The sequence below is a fragment of the Paraburkholderia diazotrophica genome (assembly GCF_900108945.1).
Classification (GTDB): Bacteria; Pseudomonadota; Gammaproteobacteria; order Burkholderiales; family Burkholderiaceae; genus Paraburkholderia; species Paraburkholderia diazotrophica.
The window spans coordinates 174,283-189,323 of the sequence record NZ_FNYE01000007.1 but is presented as its reverse complement, the minus strand read 5'-3'; the positions used below and the strand labels follow the sequence as shown (position 1 = coordinate 189,323).

Genomic DNA, 15,041 nt, shown 5'->3' with positions numbered 1-15,041 from the left:
CATCCATCACGCGAGGCGTCGAAAAAACCAGTGATAATCTGACGGTTGATTCGTATTTTTCGAAGTACACGAGGCCCCCAAATGCTCAACTACCGGCACCTGCACTATTTCTGGGTCGTTGTGAAGGAAGGCGGATTTGCGCGCGCCGCCGAACGGCTCGACATGGCCGTGCAGACCATTAGCGCGCAGGTACGCGAACTGGAAAAATCGCTCGGTCATCAGTTGCTGAAGCCGGCGGGCCGCGGCGTCGCGATGACGGAGGCCGGCCAGGCAGCGTTCGCACGCGCGGAAGAAATCTTTCAGCTCGGCAGCACGCTGCACGACGAAGTACGCGAGGCCGCAAGCGGAGCGGTCGCGCGCTTCGCGGTCGGTCTGACGGATGGCATCTCGAAGCTGGCCGCCCATGCGATCCTCGCGCCCGTGCTGGATGCGCCGGCGCTGCGGCTGCTCTGTCACGAGGGAGAAGCCGAGCAGTTGCTAGCCGAACTCGCGCACCATCATCTGGATCTCGTGCTGTCCAGTCACGCGGCGCCACATAACGCGAACTTGCGGCTGTCGAGCGAACGCCTGATCGCATCGCCGATCGACTGGTATGGACCGGCGGCTAACGTGCGCAAGAGCGCCATCGACCACTTCCCGCAATGTCTCGCGAGCCTGCCCGTCTTGCTGCCGACGGGACATTCTTCTCTGCGCTCACGGCTCGAGCGCTGGTTCGAAGCGGAAGGCATACGGCCGCGTATCGCGGGCGAGTTCGAAGACAGCGCGTTGATGGCGCTATTCGCATCGCGAGGCCTCGGCGTGTTTCCACTCGCGGCATTCGGCGCCGAGCGCAACGACCCGATCCATCGCAGCTTGCGCTGGCTAGGCCGGTCGCCCGATGTGAAAGAGGAGATTCACGCGATCGTGTCGCGGCGCGGACGCCATCATCCGTTGACGCAAAAGGTACTGGCTTCCGCTTTGGGCTGACTGTTCTGGCTGTAGCGCAGGCTTCGATTTTTCCGAACTTTCCGTTCCGCTATTTCTGCTTTTTCCGGACACGTCGACACCGTACTCTTGAACCGTACTCACGAAGGAGGTGTCGCATGCAAGTCCTGTTCAAGTCCCGCGATCGTGAAGCTGTTCGTATGCGCAGCTTCGCGCGTCAACGTATCCGGTTCGTGTTCCGACGTCTGGACTGGCTGATTTCGAAGGCAACGGTCAGTCTTTCGGACATCAATGGCCCGCGCGGCGGGCTCGACAAGCGCTGCCAGGTCCACGTGCAGACGCCCGATGCGACGCCCGTCGTCGTGACGTCGATTGCGAGAGACTGGCGCGGCGCGCTCGATCTGGCGCTCGCTCGCGCGGCGCGTTCCATCGTGCGAAGACAGCAGACGCGTGTTGCCGCGCGACGCTTCAGCCAGCGCGAGCCCGCATGGGCCGCTCAGCCTGATTCCGCTTAAGGATGAATGCAGTTGATGGCTGCGTGGTCGGCGGCACTGCCAGCGCGGTGTCGCCCGCTACGCATTCATCGCGCGATCGAGCAGCCTCAAGCCGTCGACTCCGCCTCTGGCAAGCCCAATGCCCAGATGCGACGCAATGCCGAAATCGCGCGGATTGATGCGAATGACGCGCGGCCCGTTCTGCTCGCTGAACAGACGCACGGTCGGTATGGCCTTGCCCGCGCCGATTTCGATCACGACGAGCCGCTCGACCGTCGACAGCCACGCGTGCAAGCGCGCCTCCTGCTGCTCGGTGCGCAGCGCGATCCAGTCGTAATCGCCGAACATCAGGATATTGGGCCGCGCCACTGCACCGCATGCCGGGCAGCGCGGCAGATCGCTCGTCAATTCACAGCTCGCCTCGTCGACGATGGGACGCACGTCATGGGCGGACCATAGCCGGTCGTTGCAGACTTCCGAGCATTGCAGAACGTGAATCGAACCGTGGCATTCGGCTATCGTCGCGTCGTCGAAGTCCGCCTTCTGAAACTGTCCGTCGACGTTACTCGTGAATGCCCATAGTCCGCGCGGCATCGAATCGGCCCAGCGGCGCAGCATGGCGAAGCCCTCATGTGGAATCGTGCGCCGGTACAGGTCGAGACGATGCCCATAAAAGCCCCAGCAAAGCCGCGGATGCAACGCCATCACACGCGGATTCGCCATGTCCCGAAAGGTGAGGCGTTGCTGTTTCAATGCGGGATAGGCGCGCCAGAATCCGTCGGCGCCGCGATAATCGGGCAAGCCTGAATCGACACCCATGCCGGCGCCTGCGGTCACGAGCATGCCATCGGCCTCGCGTAGCCACGACACGGCGCGCCTGATACGTTCGTTTTCGTCCATCGCGCTACTCTAGCAATTCGCGCACGAAGCGTCTTGTATGCCACGCTTCGCGTATTGGACAATAGCGACGCGAGCCGATACATGGTTCGCGAGGCCATCGTTCATGCAGCGTGGCCACCCTATCGAGGAGACAAGTCGATGTCCGCATCCGCCGCTGTATTTGTCATTCTCATCGCGTTGCTACTGGGCGCGATGATTCCCGGGCCGAGTTTCGTTCTGGTCGCGCGAAATTCAATCAGCCTGTCTCGCAGCGACGGACTCTCGACTGCGCTCGGCATGGGCGTCGGCGGGATTTTCTTTGGCGGCATCGCGCTCGCCGGGCTCTATACGTTACTCGTTGCCGTCGAATGGCTTTATATCGCGCTGAAAATTGCGGGCGGGCTATATCTGATCTATATCGCGTCGAAGATCTGGCGCGGTGCGGCTCAGCCTATCGCGATGAATAGCTCTAACGCGGCGCACGGCCGTAGCGCGAAGAAATCGTTCTGGATCGGCTTGACGACGCAGCTCAGCAATCCGAAAACGGCGATCTGGTACGGCAGTATCTTTGCGGCACTGTTGCCGCAGCATCCGCCTGTATGGTGCTATTTCGTGCTGCCGCCGCTCGTCTTTGCAGTGGAGGCCGGCTGGTACACGGTCGTCGCGCTGTGCTTTTCGAGCCGGTATCCGCGCGAAGTCTATTTGCGCGCAAAGAAGTGGATCGATCGAATTGCCGCAGGCGCGATCGCGGCACTCGGACTGCGGCTGATCCTTGCGGCGAGAAAGGCGGGTATCTGACCGCACGGACATAACGGCCGCGCAAGCCGGCCGTAGAACGCTGATGAGCAAAGGGGGAGTACGGCGCGTACTCCCCCTTGTTTTATGCGAAATGCCCAGCGGCAAATGCTTAACGGCGATAGGCTTCGGCCAGCACGGCGCAATGCTGCAGATGCAGTTCGACAGCGCGGATGGCGAGTTCGCGCAGACGCGAGAGCCAGTTCGTGGACGAGGCAGCGGCGGTCGTTGCTTGTTGCATGGCGGACTCCTTGTACGGGTAACACCTTAGGTAACAACCCTAGTATATCCGCACACGTGACGCGGCGCAACAAATCAATAAACCTCTTTGCCAAACGGACGACGCAACCTTACAACGGGCCTTTGTCATCTGCGTATACGCGCTTATCAGGTTCCAATTGCATTCCGGGAAAACCGAATGCGTCCACAACGAGCGGTTGCGCATCACCGAAGCAAGCTATTCAAATAGATCGGATACCTCAATATGTTCATGCACACGTGGGGATGCGTTCATTTCGCCTGGACAAAGAGGTCATGCCGGATTTCACAATGATCGGTCGTTTAACGAATCGAATTGAAAGCATCGAATACTGTTGCGTTTGAACCAACGGTGTATTGGAAAAATTAACGTGATGGCGCAAACGCTTTTGCTCTAAGATTCGCCGTGCTCCAACAACGCCTATCGCTCAAAGGAAAAGTATGGACATCAAGTCGATCCGGCAATCCGCTTTTGCGATGCCCGTCCACAATCCCGCCTACCCTCGCCCGCCATTCCGCTTTCTCAACCGCGAGTACTTCATCATTTCGTATGAAACGGAAATGGATGCGCTGCGCGCCGTTGTGCCCGAACCTCTCAAGCCGGAAAACGCGCTGGTCCATTACGAATTCATCCGCATGCCGGATTCGTCGGGCTTTGGCGACTACACCGAAAGCGGTCAGGTTATTTCCGTGCGCGACATGGAAGGACGTCTTGCGAACTACACGCACTCGATGTACCTCGACGACGAAGGCCCGATTGCCGGTGGCCGTGAAATCTGGGGCTTTCCGAAGAAGCTCGCGCGCCCGAAGCTGAGCGTCGACGGTAACGACACGCTGCTCGGCACGCTGAACTATGGCACGCAACGCATCGCGACGGGCACGATGGGCTACAAGCACCGGACGCTCGACATCGAAGCCGAGCGCGCCCGGCTCGCCGATACGCCGAACTATTTGCTCAAAGTGATTCCGCATGTCGATGGCAGCGCGCGCATTTGCGAGCTCGTGCGCTTCTATCTGCGCGACGTGACGGTGCTCGGTGCATGGAGTGGCCCGGCCGCGCTCGAACTGCATCCGCATGCGCTTGCGCCTATCGCGGAACTGCCCGTCAAACGCGTAATCGGCGCGCGTCACGTGATTGCGAATCTCACGCTCGATATCGGCGAAGTGGCGTTCGACTATCTCGCGCCCGCGCAAGCCACTACGCAGACCGCGAAGAAGTCGAATGACGATGCACTGGAACTCGCCCTCTAAACCACTCATCAGGAAAAGAACATGTCATTGCAAAACAAGGTCGCGCTCGTCACGGGCGCAGCAAGCGGCATCGGCGAACAATGCGCGCGCAAAATGGCGAGCCTTGGCGCTTCCGTCGTCATTGCCGACCTGAATCTCGAGGCCGCGCAGAAAGTCGCGGCAAGCATCGTCGCTGCGGGCGGCAAGGCACTCGCCGTTGCAATGGACGTGACGAATGAAGAAGCCGTCAATGCGGGCGTCGACAGTGCGGTAAAGCAACTCGGCGGTATTGACGTCCTCGTGTCGAACGCGGGCATTCAGATCGTGGCGCCCATTGAGGACTACGCGTTCGCCGACTGGAAGAAGATGCTCGCTATTCATCTGGACGGCGCGTTCCTGACCACCAAAGCAGCCATCCGGCACATGTACGACAGCAAGCGCGGCGGCTCGATCATTTATATGGGCTCGGTCCACTCGCATGAAGCATCGAAGCTGAAGTCGGCCTATGTGACGGCCAAGCATGGCCTGCTGGGTCTCGCTCGCGTCATCGCGAAGGAAGGCGGCCCGCGTGGCGTGCGCGCGAATGTCGTGTGCCCGGGTTTCGTGCGCACGCCGCTCGTCGAGAAGCAGATTCCCGAACAGGCAAAGGAACTCGGCATCACCGAAGACGAAGTCGTGAAGAACGTCATGCTGAAGGAAACGGTGGACGGCGAATTCACGACAGTCGACGACGTCGCCAATACGGTTGCGTTCCTCGCGGGTTTCGAATCGGCGGCACTGACGGGACAGTCGGTGATCGTCAGTCACGGCTGGTCGATGCAGTAAGGAGCTTGCATGCGCAGCGACACAAAAAAAATCAGCGCGCGGCCGGATGCATTTGTGTTGCCGCGCTACGACGAGATCGCGCTCGTGTTGCAGGGCGGCGGAGCACTCGGCTCGTATCAGGCGGGTGTCGTCGAAGGGCTGGCCGAGGCGAATGTCGAACCGGACTGGATCGCGGGCGTGTCGATTGGCGCGCTCAATACGGCGATCATCGCGGGCAATGCGCCGGAAAAACGCGTGGAAGCGTTACGCGGATTCTGGAATGCGATCTGCCATCCGATCGACTGGGTGGGTAGTGTGAGCGCGTGGACCTTGCCCGGTTTAGGCTTGCATGACCTGTCGCGCAAGTGGGCCAGCATGTGGGCCGCGGGCCGCGCGTTGACGGAAGGCCAGCCGGGGTTTTTCGCGCCGCGCTTTCCATTACCCGTTGCAGGACTCGCGAAGCTGGACCCGAGCCGCGTCAGCTACTACGACACGGCCGCGCTCAAGGCGACGTTGCAGCAGTATGCCGATTTCGATCGCATTAACGACGGCAAGATTCGCGTGTCCGTCGGCGCCGTGAATGTGCGCACGGGCAATCTCACGTACTTCGACAACGCAAAAATGCGTCTCGCGCCGGAGCACTTCATGGCGTCGGGCGCATTGCCGCCGGGCTTTCCCGCAGTCGAAATCGACGGCGAATACTACTGGGACGGCGGACTCGTTTCAAATACGCCGCTAACGGAGGTTCTGCGCGATTCGGATCACAAGGACACGCTGGTCTTTCAAGTCGATTTGTGGAGTGCGAAAGGCAATGCGCCCGGCGATTTTCTCGACATATCGGAGCGTGCAAAAGACATTCAGTATTCGAGCCGGACTCGCGCAATCACCAATATGCTCGCGGAGCGGCAGAAGCACGCACGCTTCATCAAGGAACTGCTCGAACACGTGCCGACGTCGGTGCTGAAAGCGGACCCGCTATTCCGGCTTGCAGAAGCGGCCGCGGATGGCAGCGCGATCAATGTCGTGCATCTGATCTACAAGAACAAGCCATACGAAGGCCACTACAAGGACTACGAGTTCAGCATGGATACGATGCTCGAGCACTGGCAAAGCGGCCTCGACGATATTCGTGATTCGTTCTCGCATCGCGACTGGTTCGATGTACCGAGCCGTGAGCAGGGTTTCGCCACACACGATGTGCACCGCCCCATTGGATCGGTGCCGCAGTCCGACAAGCGTACCGTCGAAACGTTGCCGGGCAAGAGCCGCAAGGAAGCAGCCTGAGTACATTTCGTACAGGTTCGCTCTAGATGAAGCACGGCTCTGCAATACGCATGTTGCAGAGCCGTGTTTCTATCGAGCCGCGCAAATGCTTCACGAAGGCTGCGCAAAATTTACATGCTGCCTGGAAAACCTAGCGCAGTCGCTTTCGCGCGCAAGTCCGCGAAGCGGCCGCCGGGCGGATTCACGGCTGTCGACGATGGCGCGCTCGACGGAAGCTGCTGGCTATGATCGACGCCGCCGAGTCCAGGTATGATGCCCGCCGTCGAGCACGCGACGCCGAATGTTCCCTGTGTCACCGCAATGGCGGGCGCATCGGTTCGCGCAGCATCGCTTAAGTCCAGCGCATAGGCCATGTTGAAGGTGGCGGTGTCGGTACCGCGCACGCCCAGCGGGTCGAGACCGAAGCGCCATGCGAGCAGTTGATGAATCGAGCTGGGATCGAACGGATAGCGCGACACCATGTTCGCGCGCGTACGTGGTCCGAGCATCATGCACGGCACACGAAAGCCCAGGCGGCCGTCGTTGCCCAGCCTCTGTTCAGCCGTCGATACGGGCCTGACGGGCGGCACCGCGTGCTCCATGAAACCGCCCCATTCGTCGTACACGATGATCATCAGCGTGGTGCTCCACTTCGGCCCGGTGCGCAGCGCGTCGTAGATCTGGCCGAGCAGGACCTGGCCGTTGCGCACGTCCGCATGCGGGTGATCGTCATTCGATGTTCCCTGCGGTTCTCCCGCGAAACTCGGGTCGACCATGCAGAACGACGGCAGATTGCCCGTCGCCGCATCCGCAAGAAAACTCGCGAAGAGCTTTGAACGGTCGACGTAGCGCGAGCCGTACAACGCGGTGATCGGCACGTCATGGAAGTAATATGTCGACGAGATGTTCTTCGCATCGAGCCGGTCCCATATGGTCGGCAACGTACAGGTGTCGGTGTTGTCGTTGAGACGGTCGGTTTCGCCGCTATGCAGGTAAAGACGGTTCGGGAAACTGGCCGACAGAATGCCGCTCATGAAGTAATCGCAAACCGTATACTGCGTGACGGCGCCGCGATAGAAGTCGAGGTCGGCCGCACCGAAATAGCCGATGGGCAGCAGATCGCCGCGCAACAGGCTCGTGCCCGGCGTCAGCAGGAAGCCGTTCATCGCGCCATTGGCGAGCTGCGTGCGGCCACCGGCGTACTGATGGTTCGGATCGGAAAACGAGCAGGCCTGGAATCCGTATGCCGCGTTCGACGTCAATGCGAACGACGACTGTGTCTGTCCGAATGCGTCGGGGAACTGCCGGTTCTGCTGATGCTCCGCATTCGGCACCCAGCCGAACAGGTGATCGAATGAGCGGTTCTCCATCGTGACGAGCACGATGTGATCGACGCCTGACGTGGCGGGGTTGGGCAGCGCGGGCCTCGGCAGATTGGCGCGATCAGGCGGAACGCCGCTTGTCGCGCCCGTACTGCCCGACGATCCGCCTCCCCCGCCTCCACAAGCCGACAACGCGACGGTGCCCGCGAGCGCAGCCAGTATCTTGCGGCGCGTGGGATCGGGTGCATTCGAAGACTGATGATCGCTCATGTCGTTCTCCGTTGTTGTAAGGGCCGCCGGGGTGCCGTTGAGATCAGTGTCGACGGATCGAGCGGGCGGACAAGCCTCGTCAGCACTTGGCGTTCCCGGACGTCGCCGATCGGCACGCGATCCGTGTCAGTGGATTCCCTGATCCTTTCCCGATGCTGCATGGGTTTCTCGTCCGGCGTGTAACGCGGATGGCCGTGCACGGGGACATGCGCATTATCACAGTCTCAAGCCTGTATTTACTCTTTACAGTCTAAAGGCTGTATATTGCCAATACAGTTTTTGACCTGTATCCTGATCGACAGGCAGCGACGCATGCACACCCTCGCCTGCCCGCCTTCAACCGTCCCCTTTCGAGGCCCGCCGTGGATTATTCCGTCAAGACGCTCGGCCAGCTGCGGCCCGTTCTGCGCGGCTTTCGCAAGGCCGCGGGACTCACGCAGGCCATGCTCGCCGAGCGGCTCGGCGTCACGCAGCAGAGCTATGCGCAGTTCGAAGCGAATCCGGCTGCGGCCGGAGTCGAGCGGCTGTTCAAGGTTTTGCGGCTGTTGAACGCCGGCATCACGCTCAGTCAAGATGCGCCGTCGCCGGCGAACACGGCGCCCGTCGCGAAGATGGCGCCGTCGAACCGCGCAGCCGCCACTAACGGGAACGTATCAACGGTTCGCCCGGCAGCGCCCCGCAAAGCCGAGCCGAAACGCGCGGCCCCCGCACGCAAGACGGGCAAGCGGGCGCAGCCGGGCAAGGCAGCGCCGGGCGCCCGCATGGCCGCGAGCAAGAGCACGTCCGGCCGAAAAGCGCCCGCCGCCGTCAAGGCGAAGCAAGCGGCAACACCACCGAAAAAGCGCGAGAACTGGTAAGCATGCGGCGCAGTTCCCAGATACAACGACTCGACCTATGGATGAACGGCCTCGCCGTCGGCTACTGGGAAAAAGCCAGCGGTGGCGAGCGGCTCGTCTACTTCGACGACTGGATCGACGATGAACAGGGCCGTCCGCTGTCGCTTTCGTTGCCGTTCACGCCCGGCAATCAGGCTTATCGCGGCGCCGTCGTGTCGGCGTTCTTCGACAACCTGTTGCCCGACAGCGAGCCGATCCGGCGACGGATGGCGCAGCGCTACCGCACGGGCGGCACGGCGCCGTTCGATCTGCTCGCGGCGCTCGGGCGCGACTGCGTCGGCGCGATCCAGATGCTGCCGCCAGGCGAGGCCCCCGCCGACCTCTACCGCATCGCCGGCGAGACGCTCACCGACGACGATATCGGCCGCCTGCTGCGCGACACGACGTCGGCCGCGCCGCTCGGCCAGCGCGATCAGGCGGGCGACTTGCGGCTGTCCATCGCGGGCGCGCAGGAAAAGACAGCGCTGCTGCGCCACAAGGGCCGCTGGGTGTTGCCCTCGGGCAGCACGCCGACCACGCACATTCTCAAGCTCCCGCTGGGACTCGTCGGCAACATGCGCGCCGACATGCGCACGTCGGTCGAAAACGAATGGCTTTGCTCGAAGATCGTCGAAGCGTACGGCCTGCCCGTCGCCGCGTGCGAGATTGCGCATTTCGGCGATCAAAAGGCACTCGTCGTCGAGCGCTTCGATCGCAGGCTGTCAAGTGACGGCACGTGGATCGTCCGCCTGCCGCAGGAAGACATGTGCCAGGCGACGGGCACGCCGCCCATCGTGAAGTACCAGGCCGACGGCGGCCCCGGCATCGACACCGTGATGGAGATACTGGCGGGCTCAATCGATGCCGCGACCGACACCGCGCGTTTCTTCAAGACGCAACTGATCTTCTGGCTGCTCGCGGCCACCGACGGTCACGCGAAGAATTTCAGCATCACACATCTACCGGGCAATCGTTATCGCGCGACGCCGCTGTACGACGTGCTGTCCGCGCATCCCATCATCGGGCGCGGCGCGAATCGCATCCCGATGCAGAAAGCGAAAATGGCGATGGCCGTGCGCGGCGCGAGCAACCACTATCTGATCGCGCAGATCGTGCGGCGGCACTGGATCGCGCAAGGACAGCAGGTCGGCCTGGCGCCCGATGCCGTCGATGCGCTGATCGCGTCGGTGACGAATGACACACAGCACGTCATCGAAAGCGTGGCCGCGCAACTGCCTGTCGCTTTCCCGCAAGACCTCGCCTCGGCGATACTCGACGGCCTTTTCAAACAGAGCAGGAAGCTCGCGGCGATGTAAGCCTCGCGATGAAAGAATGGCTCAACCGATCACCGGTCCGATCTTGTCGATAGTCAGCGACGGCACGAACGTCTTGTCCTGATACACGTGCGCGAGCGCCTGCTCGCCGATTTCACGCGCGCCCGCAGGCAGCGACGTATCGGCGACGGCATACGCGGCTTCCCACATCGCAGCGAGAAAACGTGCACCCGCGCCCATCAGTTTCGCCGTGTCCTCGCCGAAGGCCGCCCACAGACCATCGACGGCGACCACGCAGACGGGCACTGCGCGGCCATCGGGCATGTAAAGCGTGCGCGGCACCATATGATCGGGATCGACCTTGCCATGACCGAATTCCACCGCGTCGATCCAGTCCCGCACCAGCACGATCACGGCGGGCCATGAATAGGGCCGCACCTCCGCGTTGTCGAATGTGCGTATGCCCTTCGCCTTGCCGTTGCGCGCATCGTGGCCCTTCGTGTCGGCGTGCTGGTCGGGCCACGGTTCATCGGTGCGGATCAGATACAGCCCCACGGCCGTGCCGACCACATTGGCCTTGTTCGACAGATGCCAGTGATACAGATCGCGCGCCTCGAGCAGATCCTTCAGCGACAGGCTCTGGAAATTGTGCTGCGTGGACAGTGGGTTCATCGATTCACCTCGCCGCTGCCGGCCGCTTCGCCCGGTCGTTGCAGGCACGCCGCCAGTACGTTGCGATTCCGCGCTACAGATGGCATCGCGCGCGGCGGCGCGTGGTCGCAATCAAGGTTCTCCGATGCATGTGACAGCGTTGCGTCATTCCGGTGAGGGCTGTCATAAAGATGTCACTTGTCGTGCGCACCATCAGCGGACAATACGGTCGAATGGCGGCTGAGAGCGCCATCGCATCGCGCGGCACACGGCGTGCTCAAGCCCGTGCTATCGCGTCCCTACCTGGAAGAGACACCGTGAAGCAACGTGCGACTGTTGTATGCAGGCTGGGCACACGCATTCTGCTGGTCGGCAAGACGAATTCACGCTGGTCGCTGCCGGGCGGCAAGCCTGAAATGGGTGAGTCATTCGAAGCGGCCGCCGTGCGCGAACTGATCGAAGAGACGCGCCTTCATCCCATCGGCATGCAGTACCTGTTCGCATTCGCGGGCACGCGCACCTGTCATCACGTGTTCGCCGCGCATATCGACGAGCGGCAATCACCCGTGCCCAGCAACGAAATCACACGCTGCACGTGGACCAAGGTCACCGACATCTCCGATCTCGATACGAGCGTTTCGACGCGAGGCATCGTCGACGTGCTCGCGCTGAATCGCCGCTACGATCCACGCGAGCAGAGCCGGCATCAGCGCGCGGATGCATTCGTGCAGAATCTGCGCGACGCTTTGCACGATGTAGGGCTCAACGGGTGGACGCCTGCGTTGTGATCGAGAGTCGATTCAGTTCGGGATTCGCACTGGCTGTGTGTGAAAGCCGCGTGACTGATGTTCGCGCAAGCGCTTCCACCTGTGCGCAAAAACAAAACCGCCGGCCTCAGAGACCGGCGGCTTCCTCTACCAGATTTATTACAGCACGGATACCGTTGACTGACGCCGCGCCAGACGCGCACGGTGTGAGCGCGCGACCAGCTTTGCAATCGTCACTCGACCGAGCGAGCGGCGCGTTTTCGTCGCGACATTCGCAAGCCGCTTTTCGCTCACGCGATGGCGCGCCCACACGAATGCCGCGATCCAGCCAATCACCGTCCAGCCGAACAACACGTTGAAGACCGTGAGTGTGAACGCGTCGTCGCGCTCGCGTGAATCAGCGACGATGGCAGGCAGGAAATACACGATTACTGCCGCCAGCAACACCAGTCCTTCGAAAAATGTTCTCATGCCATGACCTCCTGCCTTATTCGCGATGGTCGCCATCGTCGTCGCTGCGGCGCGCTGCACGCGCCGCGTGCGGCGATCAGTGGCCCTTGAACACGTTCGATTCGCGAGCGGCTTCGGCCGGTCGACGGCTGCCCGATGCCGACGATGTATCGGCCACGCCACCAACGGCGCTGTTCGCATCGACAGCCTGGTTGCGTTCTGCTGCGATCGTTTGAGCGCTGACGCCGTGTTGCGAGGCCGGAGCACCGACGGACGGACGATAGAACGGTGCGGGCCCGTAGCCCGACGCGAAAGCCGGTGCGGCAACGGCTGCGGATACGGCGACGAGCAAAGCTGCGATAAGACGGGTTTTCATGACGTGACTCCGGAAAGTGTTGAATCAGGAAGACGTCGCAACCGGATGTTCTGGCGCGGCGTCGGTTGGGAATGAGTTTAGGCGAGTCCTATCAAACTTCTATGCTCATAGATTGAAATCACAGTTCCCGTTTTTCAAACAATGGGAAATCGCGCACCGATGCCGGCGCGTTGCCCATGCGGCTCTCAGGGTCGTCGTGCCCGTTGCCGGTGCGATTCGCGCGCCGATGCTAGGATCGGCTTCCGTTCAACCGTCGCAAGCGTTGCGGCAGCAGGTGGCGCACGTTCATGAACTCAATTGCATCCACCATGGAACCCCTGGTGTTTTCCGAAGGCCGTCTGTCGATCGGACTGACGCTGCCGTTGCTGCGCGCGGGCGATACCGTTGCAGACTTCCGCGAACAGGTGGAACTCGCGGCGCTCGCCGATGCACTCGGGTTCCGTGCGCTCTGGGTGCGCGATGTACCGCTGAACAGCGCGGACTATCCCGACCCCGTGGGTCATCTCGATCCGTGGGTGCTGCTCGGCGCGCTCGCGATGCACACGACGCGGATCGCACTCGCCAGCGGCGCGATCGTGCTGACGCTGCGCCATCCGCTGCATATCGCGAAGGGCGCGGACTCCGTGCAAACGCTGTCGAATGGCCGCTTCATCCTCGGGCTGGGTTCGGGCGACCGGCCGCCCGAATACGCGGCGTTCGGACGCGATGGCGAAGAGCGGCGCGAACTGTATCGCGCGCATTGGGAAACCGTTGCCGCGGCGCTGGGCGAAGGGCCGCGCGTGGTGGCGGATCGTCGTCCGGAGGGCGCACCCGAATTCATGCTCTTGCCGCAGCCGCCTTCCCCCGTGCCGATGCTTGCCGTCGGCTCGGGCGGACAGAGCGTGGACTGGATCGCCAGGCATTCGATCGGCTGGATGACGTATCACCGCGAGCCGGAAACCCAGCGTGCGAGACGTAGCATGTGGCGCGCGGCCGTCGAACGTCTGCCGATGCCGGGCTTTCGCGCGTTCGGCGTTGCGATGCGGCTCGATCTGAGCGGCGATCCGCATGAGCGCGCTACGCCGCTCTCGCTCGGCTATCGCGCGGGACGGCATGCGCTGCTCGAACTGCTAGACGACATGCGCGAGAACGACACGCATCATGTGACCCTGAACTTGAATTCCGATCGCCCCGTGCGCGAAGTGATCGAGGAACTGGCCGCTGACGTCCTGCCACATTTGCACACGTGATGTCGCCGTGCGCGAGGCGAGTGCCGCTACTTTTTCACTGCACTTTTCTTCACTGCACTTTTCTTCACTGCACTCTTCTTCGCTGCACTCTTCTTCACTGCAGTTTGCTCCCCTGCACTCTTCTTCGCTGCACTTTCCTTCGCTGCACTTACCTTCACAGCACTCTGCTTCACGGCACTCTGCTTCACGGCACTTTGCTTCGCAGCACTTTTCTTCATAGCACTTTTCTTCACAACCGCCTTCGCCGCACTGCGTCCGCCCCCTGCATCTTCATCAGCATCTCTGCTCCCCGACGACGCCCACCCAAGCGCGCCGCGCTGCCCGCCGAAATCCAGCTCGACCCACGCCGGCGCATGATCGCTCGCATGCGGCTCGCCTCTCACCCAACGGTCTATGCCCGCATCGCGCATTTTCGCGGCGACCTGTTTGCTCAGCAGCAGATGATCGATGCGAAGCCCCGAGTTCTTTTCCCAGTGCTGTCTGAAGTAATCCCAGAACGTAAAGACCTGTTCGTCGGGAAAGCGCGTGCGCAACGCATCCGTCCAGCCCTGCGCGAGCAGGCGCGCATAGCATTCGCGGCTCTCCGGTTGCAGCAACGCATCCTTGAGCCACGAGCGCGGATTGTAGATATCGAAATCGGTCGGCACGACGTTGTAGTCGCCCGCCAGCACGACAGGATGCCCGCTGTCGGCGAGCTTCTTCGCATAGGTGATCAGGCGCTCCAACCACGCGAGCTTGTAGTCGAACTTCGGCCCCGGCTGCGGATTGCCGTTCGGCAGATACAGGCAACCGACCAGCAGACCGTCGACGGCCGCTTCGATATAGCGACTATGCGTATCGTCCGGATCGCCCGGCAGGCCGCGACGCGTCTCGACGGGCTCGCTGTCCCTCGCAAGAATCGCGACGCCGTTCCACGACACCTGCCCATGCCAGATCGCGCCATAGCCGGCCGCGTTGATCTCGGTCTTGGGGAAGCTCGCATCGGGCGTCTTCAGCTCCTGAAGACACACGATGTCGGGCGCCTCCCGCTTCAGCCATTCGAGCAGCGCGGGAAGCCGTGAACGAATGCCGTTGATGTTGAACGTCGCGAGCTTCATGATCATCGGGCGCCCGCAAGTGCCATACCCACGCGCGCCGCGTCTTTACGCGTGTCCAGGCCGCGTCGCGCGGGCTGAACGCG

At 62.0% G+C, this 15,041-nt stretch carries 16 protein-coding genes and 1 pseudogene; 10 read left to right on the top strand and 7 right to left on the bottom strand.

The window, feature by feature from the left end; translation table 11 throughout:
• Positions 1-81 precede the first annotated feature (81 nt).
• Entirely contained in the window at positions 82-966 is an 885-nt protein-coding gene (locus BMW76_RS12225; RefSeq protein WP_090865385.1) for a LysR family transcriptional regulator, read from the top strand.
• 116 nt (positions 967-1,082) lie between these two features.
• The gene (locus BMW76_RS12220) at positions 1,083-1,439 is read left to right on the top strand and encodes a hypothetical protein (RefSeq protein WP_090865384.1); all 357 of its coding nucleotides are present in this window, start codon (positions 1,083-1,085) and stop codon (positions 1,437-1,439) included.
• A gap of 57 nt (positions 1,440-1,496) precedes the next feature.
• Here the strand turns inward: BMW76_RS12220 and BMW76_RS12215 are convergent, their stop codons facing one another.
• Complete coding sequence (locus BMW76_RS12215) at positions 1,497-2,318, bottom strand: SIR2 family NAD-dependent protein deacylase (RefSeq protein WP_090865383.1); 822 nt, start codon at positions 2,316-2,318, stop codon at positions 1,497-1,499.
• Between the two features lie 138 nt (positions 2,319-2,456).
• On the opposite strand from BMW76_RS12215, the gene BMW76_RS12210 reads away from it, so the two are divergent.
• Positions 2,457-3,095 carry a LysE family translocator gene (locus BMW76_RS12210; protein WP_090865382.1) on the top strand — a complete coding sequence of 213 codons (639 nt, stop codon included), beginning with the start codon at positions 2,457-2,459 and terminating at the stop codon, positions 3,093-3,095.
• A 109-nt stretch (positions 3,096-3,204) separates the two neighbouring features.
• Here BMW76_RS12210 and BMW76_RS42440 read toward each other — a convergent pair whose 3' ends face one another.
• On the bottom strand, positions 3,205-3,333 hold the full coding sequence (locus tag BMW76_RS42440; RefSeq protein ID WP_281248513.1) for a hypothetical protein: 129 nt from the start codon (positions 3,331-3,333) through the stop codon (positions 3,205-3,207).
• A 458-nt stretch (positions 3,334-3,791) separates the two neighbouring features.
• Here BMW76_RS42440 and BMW76_RS12205 point away from each other — a divergent pair, with 458 nt between their 5' ends.
• Genes BMW76_RS12205 through BMW76_RS12195 form a run of 3 tightly spaced genes read left to right on the top strand, consistent with a single transcriptional unit; the run spans position 3,792 to position 6,668 of the window.
• Positions 3,792-4,601, top strand: a complete 810-nt coding sequence (locus BMW76_RS12205; protein ID WP_090865381.1) for an acetoacetate decarboxylase — start codon at positions 3,792-3,794, stop codon at positions 4,599-4,601.
• Between the two features lie 21 nt (positions 4,602-4,622).
• Positions 4,623-5,405, top strand: a complete 783-nt coding sequence (locus BMW76_RS12200; protein WP_090865380.1) for a 3-hydroxybutyrate dehydrogenase — start codon at positions 4,623-4,625, stop codon at positions 5,403-5,405.
• Positions 5,406-5,414: 9 nt separating this feature from the next.
• Entirely contained in the window at positions 5,415-6,668 is a 1,254-nt protein-coding gene (locus BMW76_RS12195; RefSeq protein WP_090865379.1) for a DUF3734 domain-containing protein, read from the top strand.
• Between the two features lie 110 nt (positions 6,669-6,778).
• Here the strand turns inward: BMW76_RS12195 and BMW76_RS12190 are convergent, their stop codons facing one another.
• Entirely contained in the window at positions 6,779-8,239 is a 1,461-nt protein-coding gene (locus BMW76_RS12190; RefSeq protein ID WP_090865378.1) for an alkaline phosphatase family protein, read from the bottom strand.
• Positions 8,240-8,601: 362 nt separating this feature from the next.
• On the opposite strand from BMW76_RS12190, the gene BMW76_RS12185 reads away from it, so the two are divergent.
• Both BMW76_RS12185 and BMW76_RS12180 read left to right on the top strand, forming a co-directional pair.
• On the top strand, positions 8,602-9,096 hold the full coding sequence (locus BMW76_RS12185) for a helix-turn-helix transcriptional regulator (RefSeq protein WP_090865377.1): 495 nt from the start codon (positions 8,602-8,604) through the stop codon (positions 9,094-9,096).
• A 2-nt stretch (positions 9,097-9,098) separates the two neighbouring features.
• On the top strand, positions 9,099-10,430 hold the full coding sequence (locus BMW76_RS12180; protein WP_090865376.1) for a type II toxin-antitoxin system HipA family toxin: 1,332 nt from the start codon (positions 9,099-9,101) through the stop codon (positions 10,428-10,430).
• Positions 10,431-10,451: 21 nt separating this feature from the next.
• Here BMW76_RS12180 and BMW76_RS41830 read toward each other — a convergent pair whose 3' ends face one another.
• Positions 10,452-11,060 (bottom strand): hypothetical protein, encoded by a 609-nt coding sequence (locus BMW76_RS41830; protein WP_245763190.1) that lies wholly within the window; start codon positions 11,058-11,060, stop codon positions 10,452-10,454.
• A gap of 296 nt (positions 11,061-11,356) precedes the next feature.
• Between BMW76_RS41830 and BMW76_RS12170 the strand changes: the two genes are divergently transcribed.
• On the top strand, positions 11,357-11,827 hold the full coding sequence (locus tag BMW76_RS12170; RefSeq protein WP_090865375.1) for an NUDIX hydrolase: 471 nt from the start codon (positions 11,357-11,359) through the stop codon (positions 11,825-11,827).
• Positions 11,828-11,965: 138 nt separating this feature from the next.
• Here BMW76_RS12170 and BMW76_RS12165 read toward each other — a convergent pair whose 3' ends face one another.
• Together BMW76_RS12165 and BMW76_RS12160 are read right to left on the bottom strand one after the other, a co-directional pair.
• On the bottom strand, positions 11,966-12,277 hold the full coding sequence (locus tag BMW76_RS12165; RefSeq protein ID WP_090865462.1) for a superinfection immunity protein: 312 nt from the start codon (positions 12,275-12,277) through the stop codon (positions 11,966-11,968).
• A 76-nt stretch (positions 12,278-12,353) separates the two neighbouring features.
• Complete coding sequence (locus BMW76_RS12160) at positions 12,354-12,632, bottom strand: hypothetical protein (RefSeq protein ID WP_090865374.1); 279 nt, start codon at positions 12,630-12,632, stop codon at positions 12,354-12,356.
• Positions 12,633-12,940: 308 nt separating this feature from the next.
• Between BMW76_RS12160 and BMW76_RS12155 the strand changes: the two genes are divergently transcribed.
• On the top strand, positions 12,941-13,861 hold the full coding sequence (locus BMW76_RS12155) for an LLM class oxidoreductase (protein WP_407668941.1): 921 nt from the start codon (positions 12,941-12,943) through the stop codon (positions 13,859-13,861).
• Between the two features lie 314 nt (positions 13,862-14,175).
• Here BMW76_RS12155 and xth read toward each other — a convergent pair.
• Positions 14,176-14,958 (bottom strand): annotated as a pseudogene (gene xth / locus BMW76_RS12150) (exodeoxyribonuclease III); the annotation flags it as partial.
• Positions 14,959-15,041 lie beyond the last annotated feature (83 nt).